The organism is Pseudomonas sp. MWU12-3088 (assembly GCF_023242405.1).
Lineage (GTDB): Bacteria > Pseudomonadota > Gammaproteobacteria > Pseudomonadales > Pseudomonadaceae > Aquipseudomonas > Aquipseudomonas kribbensis.
The window spans coordinates 358,035-374,605 of the sequence record NZ_JALJEA010000006.1 but is presented as its reverse complement, the minus strand read 5'-3'; the positions used below and the strand labels follow the sequence as shown (position 1 = coordinate 374,605).

The window sequence follows — 16,571 nt, the reverse complement described above, 5'->3', positions numbered from 1 at the left end:
TTACAATTTGATCAACACCGACTTCAACTCGGTGTAATGCTCGATCGCCGCATACCCCATCTCGCGTCCGACCCCGGACATCTTGTAGCCGCCAAACGGCAGCGCCGGATCCAGCGCGCTGTGGCAGTTGACCCACACCGACCCCGATTTGATCCGTGGAATCATCCGGTGCACCGCCGCCAGATCGTTCGACCAGATGCTCGCGCCCAAGCCGTAGGGACTGTCATTGGCCATGCGCAGCGCATCGGCTTCATCATCGAACGGAATCGCCACCAGTACCGGCCCGAAGATCTCTTCCTGCACCAGCGAATGCTGCTGGTCGACATCGACGATCACCGTCGGCTTGACGAAGAACCCCGGCCCGAATTGCTCGCCGCCGCAGGCGATGGTTGCGCCGCTTTCCCGGCCCATTTCGATGTAGTTGTAGACCCGCTCCTGCTGACGGGCGGAAATCAGCGGGCCCATCTCCACGCTCGGGTCGAGGCCGTTGCCGAGTTTCATCGCATTGGCGATGCCGCTGATATCGGCCACCACATTGTCGAAATGCTTGCGCTGTACATACAGGCGCGAGCCGGCGCAGCAGACCTGGCCCTGGTTGAAGAAGATTGCACTGGCGGCGCCCGCCGCAGCGGTTTTCAGGTCGGCGTCGGCCATGACGATGGTCGGTGATTTGCCGCCCAGTTCCAGAGTGACGCGGGTCATGGAGTCCATGGCAATTTTGCCGATCTGCTTGCCCACGGCGGTGGAGCCGGTGAAGGTCAGCTTGTCGACCAGCGGGTTGTGAGTCAGCGCGGAACCGGCGGTGATACCGGTGCCGGTGGCCACGTTGAACACGCCTTCGGGATAGCCTGCTTCCAGTACCAGCTCCGCCAGTTTCAGCGCGGTCAGCGGGGTTTCGTCGGCCGGTTTGAGCACCACGGTGCAACCGGTGGCCAGCGCCGGACCGAGTTTCCAGCAGGCCAGCAGCAACGGAAAATTCCAGGCAACGATGGCGCCGACCACGCCCACGGCTTCGCGGCGGATGAAACTGTGGAACTGATCGCCGGGCATCAACGGTAGCGAAACGTCGACGCTGGAACCTTCAATCTTGGTCGCCCACCCGGCCATATAACGCAGGAAGTCGATGGCCAGTTGTACGTCCATCACTTGCGCCACCGCCGCGCTCTTGCCGTTGTTCAGGCATTCCAGTTGCGCCAGCAGTTCGGCGTCGCGCTGCATCAGGTCGGCGAGTTTCCACAACAGGTTCTGCCGTTCACGCGGACGGGTGCGGCTCCAGGCGGAATCATCGAAAGCCTGACGAGCGGCGAGCACCGCACGGTCGACATCTTCCGGCGTGGCGCGAGGCACCACACACAGCACTTCGCCGGTGGCCGGGTTGTGCAACGGCATGGTCTGACCGTCGGCGGCTTCGACCCAGTCACCGCCGATCAGCATGCGCGGCGGGCGCTGGATGAAGGCCGAGGTGGCAGGAAGCAGGTAAGGCAGGGGCATGGTGAAGACCTCTTGTTGTTCGATGGGATCGACAAGGGCTTCGCAATGCTTGTGCCAAATGCTCGAAGGTCGCGCACAGCACCGTTTCACGGCCTGACAGGGGAAGTGTTTGATTGGTAATGAGCGTTAATTTGTCTCAAAACGCGACAGTCATTGAGATGCAGGATACGCGTCCTACAAAGCCAATACCGCTGTGACGGGGCCTAGGCTAAATCGGGCCGTTTCAGGGGTAGGAAAAGTCGCGCGTCTGACAGTTTTTACCGACTGGTGGAGGCATGAGGTACGAGCTAAGTTGCTTTGTGTATAGGGTTTTCCTGCCATGGATTTGGCGGGTCAGTGTTTTCACAAGGATGTCGATGAACAACTTAACCATTCGGTGGCTAACCAATTTCATGATAGGCGTGGGGACTGGATTTCTGGTGACAGGGTTTGCGGCGCTGTTGATCGGCGATCTGACCGATGTTGATACGATTCGGGCAGGTGCCTTGATGGCTACAAGCAGTATTTTCTTGCTCGCCACCTCTTTCGCAGTTGCCATGCTCGAGGATAAATCATGACGGCTTTAATTCTGTGTTTTTGGTCATTGGGCTTTAGTTTGCTGATCACGTATGCGTTTTACCGCGAGCGTCGAATTCAAGCTGCCCTGCGTGATTCCGGGTCATTGGCAGCCAAGACCGACACGCAAGCTGAATGTTCGACGGTTTGCGAGTTTTGTGGGCGTTACAAGGTTCACCCGGACAATTCCGTTCGCTAGGATCAGGCCAGCAAGCCAATATAGTCCCCGTCATGTACGGGGCTTGTTTATCAGTCACCTGGAGATTTCATCGCAGCTGATGCTGTCGGTTCCGCACGAACTGTCGCGCGACGCAATGTCGCCGACGCCGCAACAACTATGCTTGTCTCAGACTGAAACAACTGTCGCGAAATGGGACGCCAGCAAGCGCCGCCAGCACCGTCACTTCGCCTTGTTCTTCACGTAACTGCTTGATTGAAAAGCTTATCGGCAAGCTGGCACGCTCCGTGTATTGCTCACCTCAGACGTTTCGCTTGCCTCCGTCCGTGCATCGCCGCGAACGGCAGAAACCATAAAAACGATAAGCCACAAAAATAAGAAAGCACCGTGCGAGGTTCGACGTTGATGAAGAGAAAACTCCGATCAGGCATGAGCGCGAGCCTGCTGGCCGTGGCCGCTTGCGTGGCCCTGCATTCGCCCCACAGCCTGGCAGCCCGTGACGCCCAGACCATCCTCAAGGAAACCTGCCAGGGCTGTCACACCCCTGAAACCGGCGACCAGTTGAGCCGCATCAGCCACCAGCGCAAGACCCCGGAAGGCTGGCTGATGAGCATCGCCCGGATGCAGACCATGCACGGTTTGCAGATCAGCGATGAAGACCGCCGCACACTGGTCAAATACCTCGCCGACACCCAGGGCCTGGCGCCCAGCGAAACCGATGGCGTGCGTTACGCGCTGGAACGTCGGTTGAACACCGTCGAGCAGTTCGACGAGAAAACCGCGCAAATGTGCGGCCGTTGCCACTCCGGCGCGCGTATCGCCCTGCAACGGCGTCCGGCTCAGGAATGGGTGCGCCTGGTGAACTTCCACCTCGGCCAGTGGCCGTCACTGGAGTATCAGGCGCTGGCCCGTGATCGCGACTGGTTCGATATCGCCCGCAAGGAAATGGTCCCGCTGCTGGCCAAGCGTTATCCGCTGGACAATCCGGCGTGGCAGGCCTGGCTCAAAACCGCGCCGAAAGCCGAAGCCTTGGTCGGCGACTGGAGCTTCAGCGGCCACCTGCCGGGCAAGGGTGAACTGGCCGGCACCATGAGCGTTACCGCCGATGGCAGCGACACCTTCAAGGTCACCGTCAAAGGCCAGTACGCCGATGGCAGCCCGTTCAACGGCGATGGCAGTGCGATTCTCTACAGCGGCTACGAATGGCGCGGCAACGTGACTGTCGATGGCGTGACCATGCGTCAGGTGTTCGCCGCACAAGGCAACGCCATGCAGGGCCGGATGTTCGAGGCCGAGCACGATGAGCGCGGCCTCGACTTTGTAGCGGCCAGACAGGGTTCCCAACGCTTGCTGGCGGTGCAGCCGGGTTACGTGAAGGCCGGCAGCGAAACCGAAGTGACGTTGGTTGGTAGCGGCCTGAGCGGCAAGCCGAATTTCGGCAAAGGTGTGGATGTAGTCGAAGTGGTCGAGCAGAACGTCGAGCGGATCAAGGTCAAGGTCAAAGCCGCCGCCAATGCCCAGCCGGGCCTGCGCGCTGTCAGCGTCGGCAGCCTGAAAGGCCCGAGCCTGTCGGTGTACAGCACGATTGCCTCGGTCAAAGTGGTACCGGAGTTCTCGGTGGCACGGATCGGCGAGGGCGGCGGTTCGACGCCGAAAGTCCAGGGTCGCTTCGATGCCGAAGCCTGGGGCAAGGGCGCCGACGGCAAGCCGTATCGCATCGGCGTGTTCCCGGCGCAATGGAAAGTCGAAGCCTTCGACGAGCGCGCCAAAGAGGACGAAGACGTCAAGTTCGCCGGCACCATGCAGGCCGACGCGGGCGTGTTCACCCCGGGCGATGCCGGACCGAATCCGGCACGCAAGATGTCCACCAACAATGCCGGCAACCTCAAGGTGATCGCCGCCGTCGACGACGCAGGAAAATCCCTGACCGGCGAAGGTCACCTGATCGTCACCGTGCAACGCTGGAACAATCCACCCATTCCCTGATGTTGAAACGTGAGTTGAGCTGAGCGACAGCGATTCAGACACTTTTCGGAATGACCGCAAGTCCCGCCAGGCGGGGCTTGCACAGGAGGTTTGCAATGGGCGCTATCTTGAATCTGGTCGAACGCAACCTGCACGAAGTGCACGTCGATGCCGACCGCATGCTGTTTCACATCCCCAGCAGTTCGCTGTTTGCCAGTGATGAACTGACCGGCACCATCATCGATGCGTTGCGCGGCCCCGGCTGCTCCTCGGAAGACCTGATCCAGCGCCTCGGCGCGCGGTTCAACGGCGAGGAAATCAACGAGACCCTGCGCGAGCTGATCTCGCTGGAACTGGTCAGCGACGGCTCGCCGCTGACCCCGGACATCGCGGTCAAGCGCGTCGAGCGCACTGCGATTAACACGGTGGTGCTCAACGTCAACACCGGCTGCAATCTGAGCTGCACCTACTGCTACAAGGAAGACCTCGACAAGCCGTCCGCCGGCAAGAAAATGGATGTCGAAACCGCCATCGCGTCAGTGGAAATGCTGCTGCGTGAGTCTCCCGATGAGGAGCGTTTCACCGTGGTGTTTTTCGGCGGCGAGCCGCTGAGCAATCGCAAGCTGATCGAGTACATGGTCGATTACTGCGAGAAGCGGTTTGCCAAGGCCGGCAAGTTCGTCGAGTTTGTGATGACCACCAACGCCACACTGCTCACCGAAGAAACCGTGGACTACCTGAATGCCCACCGCTTCGGTTTGTCGGTGAGCATCGACGGGCCGAAAACCGTGCACGACCGCAACCGTATCACCGTGGGCGGGCAGGGTACTTACGACGTGGTGCGGCGCAAGGCCGAAATGCTGCTGTCGCGCTACAACAGTCGCCCGGTCGGCGCGCGGGTGACCCTGACCACCGGCGTCACCGACGTTGAAACCATCTGGGATCATTTGTTCAACGAACTGGGGTTTGCTGAAGTCGGATTTGCTCCGGTGACGTCCGGCGATATCAGCAGTTTCAACCTGACCAACGATGAATTGATCGAAGTCTTCGCCAGCATGAAACGCCTCGGTCGGCGTTATCTGGAGGCGGCGCTTGAACACCGCAATATCGGTTTTTCCAACCTGCATCAGCTGATCACCGATATCCACGAAGGCCACAAAAAGGCCCTGCCGTGCGGGGCCGGGCTGAAGATGCTGGCGGTCGATCACAAGGGTGAGCTGAACCTGTGCCATCGCTTCACCGGCTCGTCGCTGCCGACCTTCGGCAACGTCCACAGCGGGGTGAAACAGGTCGAGTTGAACGACTTCCTGTCCCAGCGCCTGGATCGCACCAACACCGGTTGCCATGACTGCCAGATCCGCAACCTGTGCTCCGGCGGCTGCTACCACGAGAGCTACGCTCGCTACGGCGACCCGGCCCACCCGACGTATCACTACTGCGAACTGATGCGTGACTGGGTCGACTTCGGCATCGAGGTCTACACCCGGATCATGGCCAACAACCCTGCGTTCATCAGCAGCTACATCACTCCGCGCAAGGCTCACTGATATGAAACATCTCAAGGCAATCAATAACAAAGCGTTGAAGCTGGATCAGGCCGCGGACGAGAACCGCATCGAAGAGGTGGTGGCGATGAGCTCGGTCGCGGGCTGCGCCTCGACCACTGACCCGGGCTGGGAAATCGATGCGTTCGGCGGGGTGTCGTCGCTGTGTCAGCCGATGGAAGCCGACCTGTATGGCTGCTCCGACCCGTGCTGGTGGCCGGCCCAGGTGCCGGACATGATGAGCACCTATCCGGACTGGAACAAGGATGCCCAGGCGTCCAACGACAACTGGCGCAACCTCGGCACTGTCTTCCCGAAAGACAAGTGATCCATAAGAAGAAGGATTCCGGCATGCACAACTTCAAAGCCTGCGGCCTTGCCGCACTCGCGGTTCTGAGCGCCTGTGCGCTCCCGGTTCTGGCCGATGAAAACACCGCGCTGCAAGACGGTCACGAGTACATGTTGACCACCAATTACCCGAACAACCTGCACGTCATCGACCTGTCGACCGACAGCTTGTACAAGACCTGCAAGATGCCCGATGCCTTCGGCCCCGGCACCGTGCAGCTGTCGCCGGATCGCAAGACCGCGTACGTGCTGAACAACCATTACGCCGACGTTTACGGTGTCGAGCTGGACAGCTGCAAGCAGGTATTCCACGCCAGTATCACCCAGCAGCCGGGCGAGAAGGCACGGTCGATGTTCGCCTTCACCGTCAGCCATGACGGCAAGGAGCTGTACACCATCGCCAACCCGACGCTGATGCTCAACGATCACTATGAGGTCAAGCAGCCGCGTCTGGACGTCTACGCCACCGACGCCGGAATGAACGCCAAACCGGTGCGCAGCTTCCCGGCGCCACGGCAGTTGACGATCATGCAGAGTGGCGATGACGGCACGCTGTATGTGGCTGGCGCTGATGTATACAAGGTCGATGTGAAGAGCGGCAAGTTCGACGTGCTGATCCCCAGCCGTCACTGGAAACGCCCGAACTACAGCGCGCCGGACGTGCTCTACGTGTGGAATCAGCAGACTTACCGTCACGACTTCTCGCTGCTGTACACGGCAGCGAAGTTCAAGGACAAAAAACAGGATCCGGCCACCGCTGAATACCTGTATGGCTTGTTCAGCGTTGATCTGAAAACCGGCAAGACCGAAACCACCGACTTCGGCCCGCTGACCGAAATCTACTTCAGCGGCATGCGCTCGCCGAAGGATCCGAACCTGATGTTCGGCGTGCTCAACCGTCTGGCCAAGTACGACATCAAGCAGAAGAAACTGATCCAGGCGGCCACGCTGGACCATTCCTACTACTGCATTTCGTTCAACAAGGACGGCAGCAAGATCTACCTGGCCGGGACGTTCAACGACGTGGCGATCTTCGATGCCGAGACCATGAAACAGACCGGCAGCATCAAGTTGCCGGGTGGGGATATGGCGATTACTACGGCGCAGATATTTATTCGGTAATCAGGGCGTCAGGGATGACGCCTTCGCGAGCAAGCTCGCTCCCACAGGGGGGTGGTGAACGACACCAAACCAATGTGGGAGCTGGCTTGCCAGCGATGAGGCCTTCAAATACCCGGAAAAATCAGGCCCCTGGCACCGGGCAACCCACATCCCCTTCCTCACACTTCAAATACTGCTTGAGCGCCTCGGTTCGATCCTTGGTCACGCGCGTAATGCATGAGCTGTAGATCATCGGGTACATACTCCCGCCCTTTACCCCGGATGCCGAAAATTCGCATTCGGCATCGCGAAACCCAATCCACGCCCGCTGAGCACTGATCAGCAGTTTTTTGCTGGCAGGCTCGCCTTTCAGGCGCGCGGTAATTTGCTGATACACCGCGTTCAGCTCTTTATCCGCCGCTTTGTTCTCTTGCCCGGCACACTGATTCATCGTCGCCTGATCGCTGGCATTGGCGCAGTCGACGGCAGCGTGGGCAACGGAAGTGAAAAGAAAAGGCGTCAGGGCCAGGAGCAGGCGTGGGGACATGGGGGTTCTCGCTGTATGCGGTGAAGAAATGTGCAGTGTAGACAGGTGAAGCATGATTTCGATCAGTCGTTTGATACAACTTCGCATTGGACATGTGGTCATACAAGCCTACTGTTCAAAACAGGAGGTGACGTATGAAACCAGTACCCAACAGCTTTGAACGTAAAATCATGCTCCGCTCGCCGCGCTCCCATGTCTGGCGTGCGCTGGTCGATGCCGAGGCGTTTGGCCAGTGGTTTGGCGTGGCTCTGGAGGGCCGGCGGTTTATCGCCGGCGAGTGGACCCAGGGGCAGGTCACGTACCCCGGTTATGAACATGTGCTCTGGAACGTGCTGGTGGAGCGGGTCGAGCCCCAGCAGCTGTTTTCCTTCCGCTGGCACCCGTATGCGGTGAACCCGAAAATCGACTACTCCCAGGAACCGACCACGCTGGTCAAATTCGAGTTGCAGGACTATGAAAATGGCACGCTGCTGAAGGTCTCCGAGTCCGGTTTCGCGCATATTCCCGATGTGCGTCAGAAAGAGGCCTACTACATGGACAGTCGTGGTTGGGAAGAGCAATTGAGCCGGCTCGAACACTTTCTGGCCGAAACCGACAGGGCACGCGAGCGTGAAGGTGGCTGATAACGAGTGGTTTGACCCGTGGTTGAAACGTTGGGCGCTGGTGCCCGACGGCGTTCCGATCATCACGCCGGGGAGCAAGCTGTTGCCGGTGCGTCAGGGCGATGTGCCGGCGATGCTGAAAGTCGCGGTAGACGACGAGGAAAAGTACGGCAACTTGCTGATGACCTGGTGGGATGGCAACGGCGCCGCCCGGGTGCTCGCTCATCACGAGGAAGGCCTGTTGCTGGAGCGGGCCATGGGCCGGCGTTCGTTGATGCACATGGCGCTCAATGGCGAGGATGACGAGGCCACCCGGATCATGTGCCGGGCTTTGGCGCGATTGCATGCACCGCGCCCTGCGAAGCCACCAACACTGGTTGAGCTGGCGCCTTGGTTTGCCTCGCTGCGAGTGGCCGCCGCCCGATACGGCGGCCAATATTCTGTTTGCCTGCAAATGGCTGAAACCTTGCTCACCGAGCCTCGGGACATCGTGGTTCTGCACGGCGACATGCACCACGACAACGTCCTCGATTTCGGCCCGCGTGGATGGCTGGCCATTGACCCGAAACGGGTGCGGGGCGAGCGTGGTTATGACTACGCCAACCTGATCTGCAATCCGGAACTGCCGACGGCTGCCGATCCTGAACGCTTTCAACGGCAAGTCGATTTGATCTGTGAAACGGCGGGACTTGAGCGAAAACGCCTTCTGCAATGGGTACTGGCGTTCGCCGGACTTTCTGCCGCGTGGTTCATGGAGGATGACGAGCAGAAAGCCGCCGCCGGACAGCTGAAAGTCGCGGATCTGGCAGTTGCTGCACTCAATGCCCGACACGCCTAAGGGTTTTCGGAAGGGGTGCTATGGCGAATGTCTTACACGCGCTGGTAGCTTTTTCGACTATTGCCGATTGGATCCACAGCGTAATCTAGCCTCATCAACTGAAGCACAGGGAGTGTTTCAGGATCATGGATGATCGACCATATGCAAGGATCGCTGCCGACAGGGAGTCGATAATGGTCTTGGGAAAAACCCGCTTCGGCGGGTTTTTTTTCGTCTGCAGAAAAGTGTCGCCCACAAACAGAAACACCGCCGATTGGCGGTGTTTCTGCATCTGCAGGTCCTACGAGGCGATCAACTGCCGCAACACGTAATGCAGGATCCCGCCGGACTTGAAGTACTCCACCTCGTTCAAGGTATCGATGCGGCACAACACTTCGATTTTCTCCTGACGCCCGTCTTCCCGGGTGATCACCAGAGTCAGGTTCATGCGTGGCGTCAGTTCGACACCGGTCAAACCCTGAATCTCCAGGGTTTCCTTGCCGGTGAGGTTCAGGCTCTTGCGGTTCTGATCCAGCTTGAACTGCAACGGCAGCACGCCCATGCCCACCAGGTTGGAACGGTGAATCCGCTCGAAGCTTTCGGCGATCACCGCTTTCACCCCCAGCAGGTTGGTGCCCTTGGCCGCCCAATCGCGGCTGGAGCCGGTGCCGTATTCTTGCCCGGCAATCACCACCAGCGGGGTGCCCGAAGCCTGATAACGCATGGCCGCGTCGTAGATGGCGAGTTTTTCGCCGGTTGGGATGTAGATCGTGTTGCCACCTTCTTCGCCACCGAGCATTTCATTGCGGATGCGGATGTTGGCGAACGTGCCGCGCATCATCACTTCGTGGTTGCCCCGGCGTGAACCGTAGGAGTTGAAGTCTCGCGGTTCCACACCTTTTTCCCGCAGATAACGCCCGGCCGGGCTGTCAGCCTTGATGTTGCCGGCGGGGGAGATGTGGTCAGTGGTCACCGAATCGCCCAACAGTGCCAGCACCCGCGCACCTTTCACGTCGGTGATCACCGGCAAAGGCCCGGCAATGTCATCGAAGAACGGCGGATGCTGGATGTAGGTCGAATCGTCCTGCCAGACATAGGTGGCAGCTTGCGGCACTTCGATGGCCTGCCACTGTTCGTCGCCGGCGAACACCTCGGCATATTCCTTGTGGAACATCGCCGTGTTGACCTGATTCACCGCGTCGGCGATTTCCTTGCTGCTCGGCCAGATATCGCGCAGGTAGACCGGTTTGCCTTGCTTGTCTTCACCCAGCGGTTCGCTGCTGATGTCCGTGCGCACCGTGCCGGCCAGGGCGTAGGCGACGACCAGCGGTGGCGAGGCCAGCCAGTTGGTTTTCACCAGCGGATGCACCCGGCCTTCGAAGTTGCGGTTACCTGACAGCACCGACGCCACGGTCAGGTCGGCTTTCTGGATGGCTTTTTCGATGGGTTCCGGCAGCGGCCCGGAGTTGCCGATGCAAGTCGTGCAGCCATAGCCCACCAACGAAAAACCGAGTTGATCGAGGTACTGAGTCAGTCCGGCGGCCTTGTAATAGTCAGTGACGACTTTGGAGCCCGGTGCCAGTGAGCTTTTCACCCACGGCTTGCGGGTCAGACCTTTTTCCACGGCTTTTTTCGCCAGCAGCCCGGCAGCCATCATTACGCTGGGGTTTGAGGTGTTGGTGCAGGACGTGATCGCAGCAATCACCACGGCACCGTTTTTCAGGCGATAGGTATGGCCGTCGTACTCGTAATCGGTTTCGCCGACCAGATCGGCATTACCCACCGCGACACCGCCGCCGCCCTCGCTTTCCAGGCGTCCTTCGTCCTTGCTGACGGGTTTGAATTGCAGGTCGAGGAAGTCGCTGAACGCCTGGCCGACATTCGGCAGCGAGACGCGGTCCTGCGGGCGTTTCGGCCCGGCGAGGCTGGCTTCGACGCTGCCCATGTCCAGCGCCAGGCTGTCGGTGAACACCGGTTCCTGACCGGGTAGGCGCCACAGGCCCTGGGCCTTGGTGTAAGCCTCGACCAGTTTCACCACTTCGGTGGGGCGACCGGACAGGCGCAGGTATTCCAGCGTCACGTCATCGACCGGGAAGAAACCGCAGGTCGCGCCATATTCCGGGGCCATGTTGGCGATAGTCGCGCGGTCGGCCAGCGGCAGGTCGGCGAGGCCGTCACCGTAGAACTCGACGAATTTTCCGACCACGCCTTTCTTGCGCAGCATCTGGGTCACAGTCAGCACCAGATCGGTGGCGGTGATGCCTTCCTTGAGCTTGCCGGTGAGTTTGAAACCGATCACTTCCGGAATCAGCATCGACACCGGTTGCCCGAGCATCGCCGCTTCCGCCTCGATCCCGCCGACGCCCCAGCCGAGTACGCCGAGGCCGTTGATCATGGTGGTGTGGGAGTCGGTGCCGACCAGCGTGTCGGGGAAGGCATACGTGCGGCCGTCTTCGTCCTTGGTCCACACCGTGCGTCCGAGGTATTCGAGGTTGACCTGGTGGCAGATCCCGGTGCCCGGTGGCACTACGCTGAAGTTGTCGAAGGCGCTCTGACCCCAGCGCAGAAAGGCGTAGCGTTCGCCGTTGCGCTGCATTTCGATATCGACGTTCTGTTCAAATGCGCTGGCGCTACCGAATTTATCGACCATCACTGAGTGGTCGATCACCAGATCCACCGGCGACAACGGGTTGATTCGCTGCGGATCACCGCCGGCCTTGGCCATGGCGGCGCGCATCGCGGCCAGATCGACCACGGCCGGTACGCCGGTGAAGTCCTGCATCAGCACCCGGGCAGGGCGGTACTGGATTTCCCGGTCGGAGCGGCGCTCCTTGAGCCACGCGGCAATCGCCTTGAGGTCGGCGCCGGTGACGGTTTTTTCATCTTCCCAGCGCAGCAGGTTTTCCAGCAGCACCTTCAGCGACATGGGCAGCTTGTCGATATTGCCCAGGCTTTTGGCAGCATCCGGCAAGCTGAAGTAGTGGTAGGTCTTGTCGTCTATTTTCAGGGTTTTAAGGGTGTTCAGGCTATCGAGGGACGGCATTACGATCACTCCTTTGAGTCCGCACGGCTACGGACTGAGGGGACGGGCAGAGCTATCAACGTAGCCCTGTTTTCAGTAGCTGGCTAATAACTGGACTCTATGGGCAAGTCCAAGGTTCCGACATCGGCTATCATGCGCCGGTTTTCGTGACAGGCTTTGCTTTGACGCAAGCCTGGACATCGCGCAGGGGATGAATGATCGCCCTCTGCCCAGGAGTAAGAATGAACACCCTATTCATGCATTGCCGGCCGGGCTTCGAAGGCGAAGTCTGCTCGGAAATTTCCGACCTCGCCGCCCAACTGAACGTGGCCGGCTACGCCAAGGCCAAACCGGCGACCGCTTGCGCCGAGTTCGTCTGCACCGAAGAAGACGGCGCCGAGCGCCTGATGCGTGGCCAGCGTTTCGCCGAGCTGATTTTCCCGCGCCAGTGGGCGCGTGGACTTTTCATCGATCTGCCGGAAACCGACCGCATCAGCGTGATCCTCGCGCACATGGCTGAATTCCCGGTGTGCGGCAGCTTGTGGCTGGAAGTCGTCGACACCAACGACGGCAAGGAGCTGTCGAACTTCTGCAAGAAGTTCGAAGGCCCGCTGCGCAAGGCGCTGACCGGCGCCGGCAAACTGGTGGACGACGCCAGCAAGCCGCGCCTGCTGCTGACCTTCAAGAGCGGCCGTGAGGTGTTCCTCGGTCTGGCCGATGCCGGTAACTCGGCGATGTGGCCGATGGGCATTCCGCGCCTGAAGTTCCCGCGTGAGGCGCCAAGCCGTTCGACCCTGAAGCTGGAAGAAGCCTGGCACCACTTCATCCCCCGGGATCAGTGGGACGAGCGCTTGCACAGCGATATGACCGGCGTCGACCTCGGCGCTGCGCCGGGGGGGTGGACCTGGCAACTGGTCAATCGCGGCATGCTGGTGACGGCCATCGACAACGGCCCGATGGCCGAAAGCCTGATGGACACCGGTCTGGTGCAGCACTTGATGGCCGACGGTTTCACCTTCAAACCCAAGCAGCCGGTGGACTGGATGGTCTGCGACATCGTCGAGAAACCGGCGCGCAACGCCGCGATGCTCGAAGAGTGGATCGGCGAGGGGCATTGCCGGGAAGCGGTGGTCAACCTGAAGTTGCCGATGAAGCAGCGTTACGCCGAAGTGAAGCGTCTGCTGGAGCGCATTGCCGATGGTTTCAAGGCACGCGGGATCAAGGTCGACATCGGCTGCAAGCAGCTGTATCACGACCGCGAGGAAGTGACCTGCCATTTGCGCCGCCATGACGTGAAGAAAACCAAAGCCCGCTGAGCGCGCGACAGGTGACCGAACACCCGGCATTGGGCGACAATGCCGGCCAGTTTCAGGAGTGAATCATGAGTGAAATGATCAATACGCCGGTCGACGGCACCCTCGACGCCACGGGCCTCAATTGCCCGGAGCCGGTGATGATGCTGCACCAGCACATCCGTGACCTGGTGCCCGGCGGCCTGCTCAAGGTGATCGCCACCGACCCGTCGACCCGCCGTGACATCCCCAAGTTCTGCGTGTTTCTCGACCATGAACTGGTCGGGCAGCACGAAGAGGCCGGGACCTATCTGTACTGGATTCGCAAGAAGTCCGGTTGATCGGAAGGCAAAAAAAAGACCTGCATGTGCAGGTCTTTTTTCATGGCCGGTCAGCCCATCGAGCGGCTGATGCGGATGCGTTTGCGCGCACTGCGCGTCAGGCGGATCGACAGCATCAGCGCCGCGCAGCTCAGGCCGACGATCAGGCCTTCCCACAAGCCGCTCGGGCCACGTGGCTCGCCGAACCAGTCGGTCAGGCCGAGGGCGTAACCTACCGGCAGGCCGATGCCCCAATAGGCGAACAGCGTCAGGATCATCGTCACCCGCGTGTCCTGATAACCACGCAGGGCGCCAGCGGCGGTTACCTGGATCGCGTCGGAGAACTGGAACAGCGCCGAATACACGATCAGCATCGCGGCGATGTGAATCACCATCGGATCCGAGGTGTAGATCGCGGCAATGTGCTCGCGCATCAGCAACATCATGCTCGCCGACAGGCAGGCGTAGGCCAGCGCGGTACCCATGCCGACACCCGCCGCAAAACGCGCTTCACGGGGTTCTTCACGGCCCAGGGCCTGGCCGACACGCACGGTCACGGCCATGCCCAGCGAGTACGGAATCATGAACACCAGCGAGCTGACGTTCAGCGCGATCTGGTGCCCGGCCACCACCGTGGCGCCGAGGCTGCCGATCAGCAGCGCGATCACCGCGAAAATGCTCGACTCGGCAAACACCGCGATACCAATCGGCAACCCGATGGCCAGCAAGCGCTTGATCACCGCCCATTGCGGCCAGTCGAAACGGCTGAACAGTTCGCTCGACTTGTAGGCCGGCGCCCAGCGCTCATAACCGGCCAGACCCAGCGCCATGACCCACATCACGATTGCCGTGGCCCAGCCGCAACCGACGCCGCCCATGGCCGGCACGCCGAAGTGGCCGTAAATGAACACGTAGTTGAGCGGAATGTTCAGCGCCAGGCCGCACAGGCCCAACACCATCGCCGGCCGGGTGCGGCCGAGGCCGTCACTGGTGCAGCGCAGCACATGGTAGAAGGCCACCGCCGGCAGACCGCTGGCGATGCCGTGCAGGTACTGCATGCACGGACCGATCAGCTCCGGATCGACTTTCATCAGGTGCAGGATCGGTTCGGCGCAGAACAGCAGGGTGGTTGCCATCAGTCCGACCACCAGTGCCAGCCACAAGGCCTGACGCACGATCGGGCCGATCTCGCTGTGGGTGCCGGCGCCGAAGCGCTGAGCGACTTTCGGCGTGGTGGCCAGCAGGGTGCCGGTCATCAGCAGAAACACCGGTACCCAAATCGAGTTGCCCAGTGCCACGGCCGCCAGATCCTTTGGCCCGACGCGCCCGGCCATCACCGCATCGACGAAGCCCATGGCGGTGGTGGCCAGCTGCGCGATCATGATCGGCAGGGCCAGGCCGAGCAGATTCTTCAGCTCCAGGCGAACCCGGGCAGGGCGGTTGAGGGAAACGGCGTCAGGGCGTTCGGTTACGGAATTCACAGGAAAAGCGTCCACAGGGGTTGATGCGCAAGGCCGGGCATTCTACGCCGCTGACGTTATGGTCAGGAAAAATCCTCTGTTGCGGATTTGTAATCGAACAGCCGGCTGGCTCATCGCAGTCCCAGCGCCTACACTGCCGATCCGCCCAAGGAGCCCCGCCATGCTGATTGTCGCCGACGAAAATATCCCGCTGCTCGATGCCTTTTTTGCCGGTTTCGGCGAGATCCGCCGGGTGCCGGGCCGTTCCATTGACCGGGCCACGGTTGAACAGGCCGACGTGTTGCTGGTGCGCTCGGTGACCAACGTCAACCGCGCGTTGCTCGAAGGCAGCCAGGTGCGCTTTGTCGGTACCTGCACCATCGGCACCGATCATCTGGATCTCGAATACTTCAACGAGGCCGGCATCACCTGGTCCAGCGCGCCGGGCTGCAATGCTCGTGGTGTGGTGGATTATGTGCTGGGCAGCCTGATGACCCTGGCTGAAATCGAAGGTGTCGATTTGAGTGAACGCACCTATGGCGTGATCGGCGCCGGTGAAGTGGGCGGTCGCTTGATCAAGGTGCTGAAAGGGCTGGGCTGGAACGTGAAAGTCTGCGATCCGCCGCGTCAGGCGGCCGAGGGCGGCGACTATGTCAGCCTGGAGCAGATTATCCAGCAGTGCGACGTGATCAGTCTGCACACCCCGCTGACCCGAAGTGGTGAAGGCGCGACCTGGCACTTGTTCGACGAGCAACGTTTGCAGCAACTCAAGCCCGGCGCCTGGCTGATCAATGCGGCTCGTGGCCCGGTGGTGGATAACGCCGCGTTGCGCGAAGTGCTGCTGGAGCGTGAAGACCTGCAAGCGGTCCTCGATGTGTGGGAAGCCGAGCCTGAAGTCGATGTCGCCTTGGCCGAGCTCTGTGTGCTGGCGACCCCGCATATTGCCGGTTACAGCCTCGATGGCAAGCAACGCGGCACGGCGCAGATCTATCAGGCGTATTGCGATTTCATCGGTCAGCCGGCCAGCATTCAGCTCGGCGACCTGTTGCCGGCACCGTGGTTGTCGGAAGTTTCCCTGCATGCCGACAGTGATCCGGCCTGGGCCCTGGCGATGTTGTGCCGTGGCGTGTACGACCCGCGCCGGGACGATGCGGATTTCCGTCGCACCCTGTTGGGTAGCGTCGGTGAGCAGCGTGCAGCGTTCGATGTGTTGCGCAAACAGTATCCGGTGCGGCGCGAAATCGAGGGGCTGAAAGTAAGAATCGAGGGGGATTCGCCCGCCCTGCGGCAGATCGTGACGGCGCTGGGCGCTGTAGCCGTATAAACCGC

At 60.7% G+C, this 16,571-nt stretch carries 14 protein-coding genes; 10 read left to right on the top strand and 4 right to left on the bottom strand.

Annotated features, from left to right (window positions below; genetic code table 11):
• Positions 1-1,491 (bottom strand): aldehyde dehydrogenase family protein, encoded by a 1,491-nt coding sequence (locus M5B98_RS17180; RefSeq protein WP_248743368.1) that lies wholly within the window; start codon positions 1,489-1,491, stop codon positions 1-3.
• Between the two features lie 356 nt (positions 1,492-1,847).
• Between M5B98_RS17180 and M5B98_RS17175 the strand changes: the two genes are divergently transcribed.
• The 5 genes from M5B98_RS17175 (at position 1,848) to peaD (ending at position 7,203) form a co-directional block, all read left to right on the top strand.
• Positions 1,848-2,048, top strand: a complete 201-nt coding sequence (locus M5B98_RS17175) for a hypothetical protein (protein WP_248743367.1) — start codon at positions 1,848-1,850, stop codon at positions 2,046-2,048.
• Positions 2,049-2,629: 581 nt separating this feature from the next.
• Positions 2,630-4,210 carry a quinohemoprotein amine dehydrogenase subunit alpha gene (gene peaA, locus M5B98_RS17170; protein ID WP_248743366.1) on the top strand — a complete coding sequence of 527 codons (1,581 nt, stop codon included), beginning with the start codon at positions 2,630-2,632 and terminating at the stop codon, positions 4,208-4,210.
• Between the two features lie 95 nt (positions 4,211-4,305).
• Complete coding sequence (gene peaB / locus M5B98_RS17165; RefSeq protein WP_248743365.1) at positions 4,306-5,736, top strand: quinohemoprotein amine dehydrogenase maturation protein; 1,431 nt, start codon at positions 4,306-4,308, stop codon at positions 5,734-5,736.
• A gap of 1 nt (position 5,737) precedes the next feature.
• Positions 5,738-6,061 carry a quinohemoprotein amine dehydrogenase subunit gamma gene (gene qhpC, locus M5B98_RS17160; protein ID WP_008016081.1) on the top strand — a complete coding sequence of 108 codons (324 nt, stop codon included), beginning with the start codon at positions 5,738-5,740 and terminating at the stop codon, positions 6,059-6,061.
• Positions 6,062-6,084: 23 nt separating this feature from the next.
• Positions 6,085-7,203: a quinohemoprotein amine dehydrogenase subunit beta gene (peaD, locus tag M5B98_RS17155; RefSeq protein WP_248743364.1), complete on the top strand. Its 1,119-nt coding sequence runs from the start codon at positions 6,085-6,087 to the stop codon at positions 7,201-7,203.
• Between the two features lie 121 nt (positions 7,204-7,324).
• Here peaD and M5B98_RS17150 read toward each other — a convergent pair whose 3' ends face one another.
• Positions 7,325-7,729, bottom strand: a complete 405-nt coding sequence (locus M5B98_RS17150; RefSeq protein ID WP_119427007.1) for a lysozyme inhibitor LprI family protein — start codon at positions 7,727-7,729, stop codon at positions 7,325-7,327.
• Between the two features lie 134 nt (positions 7,730-7,863).
• Between M5B98_RS17150 and M5B98_RS17145 the strand changes: the two genes are divergently transcribed.
• Both M5B98_RS17145 and M5B98_RS17140 read left to right on the top strand, forming a co-directional pair.
• The gene (locus M5B98_RS17145; protein WP_085713126.1) at positions 7,864-8,352 is read left to right on the top strand and encodes an SRPBCC family protein; all 489 of its coding nucleotides are present in this window, start codon (positions 7,864-7,866) and stop codon (positions 8,350-8,352) included.
• Positions 8,345-9,169, top strand: a complete 825-nt coding sequence (locus tag M5B98_RS17140) for an aminoglycoside phosphotransferase family protein (RefSeq protein WP_248743363.1) — start codon at positions 8,345-8,347, stop codon at positions 9,167-9,169. Before M5B98_RS17145 ends, M5B98_RS17140 begins: the two co-directional genes overlap by 8 nt.
• 280 nt (positions 9,170-9,449) lie before the next feature.
• Here the strand turns inward: M5B98_RS17140 and acnA are convergent, their stop codons facing one another.
• Positions 9,450-12,191: an aconitate hydratase AcnA gene (gene acnA / locus M5B98_RS17135; protein ID WP_248743362.1), complete on the bottom strand. Its 2,742-nt coding sequence runs from the start codon at positions 12,189-12,191 to the stop codon at positions 9,450-9,452.
• A 221-nt stretch (positions 12,192-12,412) separates the two neighbouring features.
• Here acnA and rlmM point away from each other — a divergent pair, with 221 nt between their 5' ends.
• Positions 12,413-13,486: a 23S rRNA (cytidine(2498)-2'-O)-methyltransferase RlmM gene (rlmM, locus tag M5B98_RS17130; RefSeq protein ID WP_248743361.1), complete on the top strand. Its 1,074-nt coding sequence runs from the start codon at positions 12,413-12,415 to the stop codon at positions 13,484-13,486.
• 65 nt (positions 13,487-13,551) lie between these two features.
• Positions 13,552-13,803: a sulfurtransferase TusA gene (gene tusA, locus M5B98_RS17125; RefSeq protein WP_011335204.1), complete on the top strand. Its 252-nt coding sequence runs from the start codon at positions 13,552-13,554 to the stop codon at positions 13,801-13,803.
• Positions 13,804-13,853: 50 nt separating this feature from the next.
• On the opposite strand, the gene M5B98_RS17120 is transcribed toward tusA, so the two are convergent.
• The gene (locus M5B98_RS17120; protein ID WP_085733475.1) at positions 13,854-15,263 is read right to left on the bottom strand and encodes an MATE family efflux transporter; all 1,410 of its coding nucleotides are present in this window, start codon (positions 15,261-15,263) and stop codon (positions 13,854-13,856) included.
• A 160-nt stretch (positions 15,264-15,423) separates the two neighbouring features.
• Here M5B98_RS17120 and pdxB point away from each other — a divergent pair, with 160 nt between their 5' ends.
• Positions 15,424-16,566, top strand: a complete 1,143-nt coding sequence (gene pdxB, locus M5B98_RS17115) for a 4-phosphoerythronate dehydrogenase PdxB (RefSeq protein ID WP_248743360.1) — start codon at positions 15,424-15,426, stop codon at positions 16,564-16,566.
• The last annotated feature ends 5 nt before the right edge of the window (positions 16,567-16,571 follow it).

Coding starts and splice junctions, on each gene's coding strand:
- peaD (WP_248743364.1), top strand. CDS start 6,085: ATGCACAACTTCAAAGCCTGCGGCCTTGCCGCACTCGCGGTTCTGAGC.
- acnA (WP_248743362.1), bottom strand. CDS start 12,191: ATGCCGTCCCTCGATAGCCTGAACACCCTTAAAACCCTGAAAATAGAC.
- rlmM (WP_248743361.1), top strand. CDS start 12,413: ATGAACACCCTATTCATGCATTGCCGGCCGGGCTTCGAAGGCGAAGTC.
- peaB (WP_248743365.1), top strand. CDS start 4,306: ATGGGCGCTATCTTGAATCTGGTCGAACGCAACCTGCACGAAGTGCAC.
- pdxB (WP_248743360.1), top strand. CDS start 15,424: ATGCTGATTGTCGCCGACGAAAATATCCCGCTGCTCGATGCCTTTTTT.
- qhpC (WP_008016081.1), top strand. CDS start 5,738: ATGAAACATCTCAAGGCAATCAATAACAAAGCGTTGAAGCTGGATCAG.
- M5B98_RS17150 (WP_119427007.1), bottom strand. CDS start 7,729: ATGTCCCCACGCCTGCTCCTGGCCCTGACGCCTTTTCTTTTCACTTCC.
- M5B98_RS17145 (WP_085713126.1), top strand. CDS start 7,864: ATGAAACCAGTACCCAACAGCTTTGAACGTAAAATCATGCTCCGCTCG.
- tusA (WP_011335204.1), top strand. CDS start 13,552: ATGAGTGAAATGATCAATACGCCGGTCGACGGCACCCTCGACGCCACG.
- M5B98_RS17175 (WP_248743367.1), top strand. CDS start 1,848: ATGAACAACTTAACCATTCGGTGGCTAACCAATTTCATGATAGGCGTG.
- M5B98_RS17180 (WP_248743368.1), bottom strand. CDS start 1,491: ATGCCCCTGCCTTACCTGCTTCCTGCCACCTCGGCCTTCATCCAGCGC.
- peaA (WP_248743366.1), top strand. CDS start 2,630: ATGAAGAGAAAACTCCGATCAGGCATGAGCGCGAGCCTGCTGGCCGTG.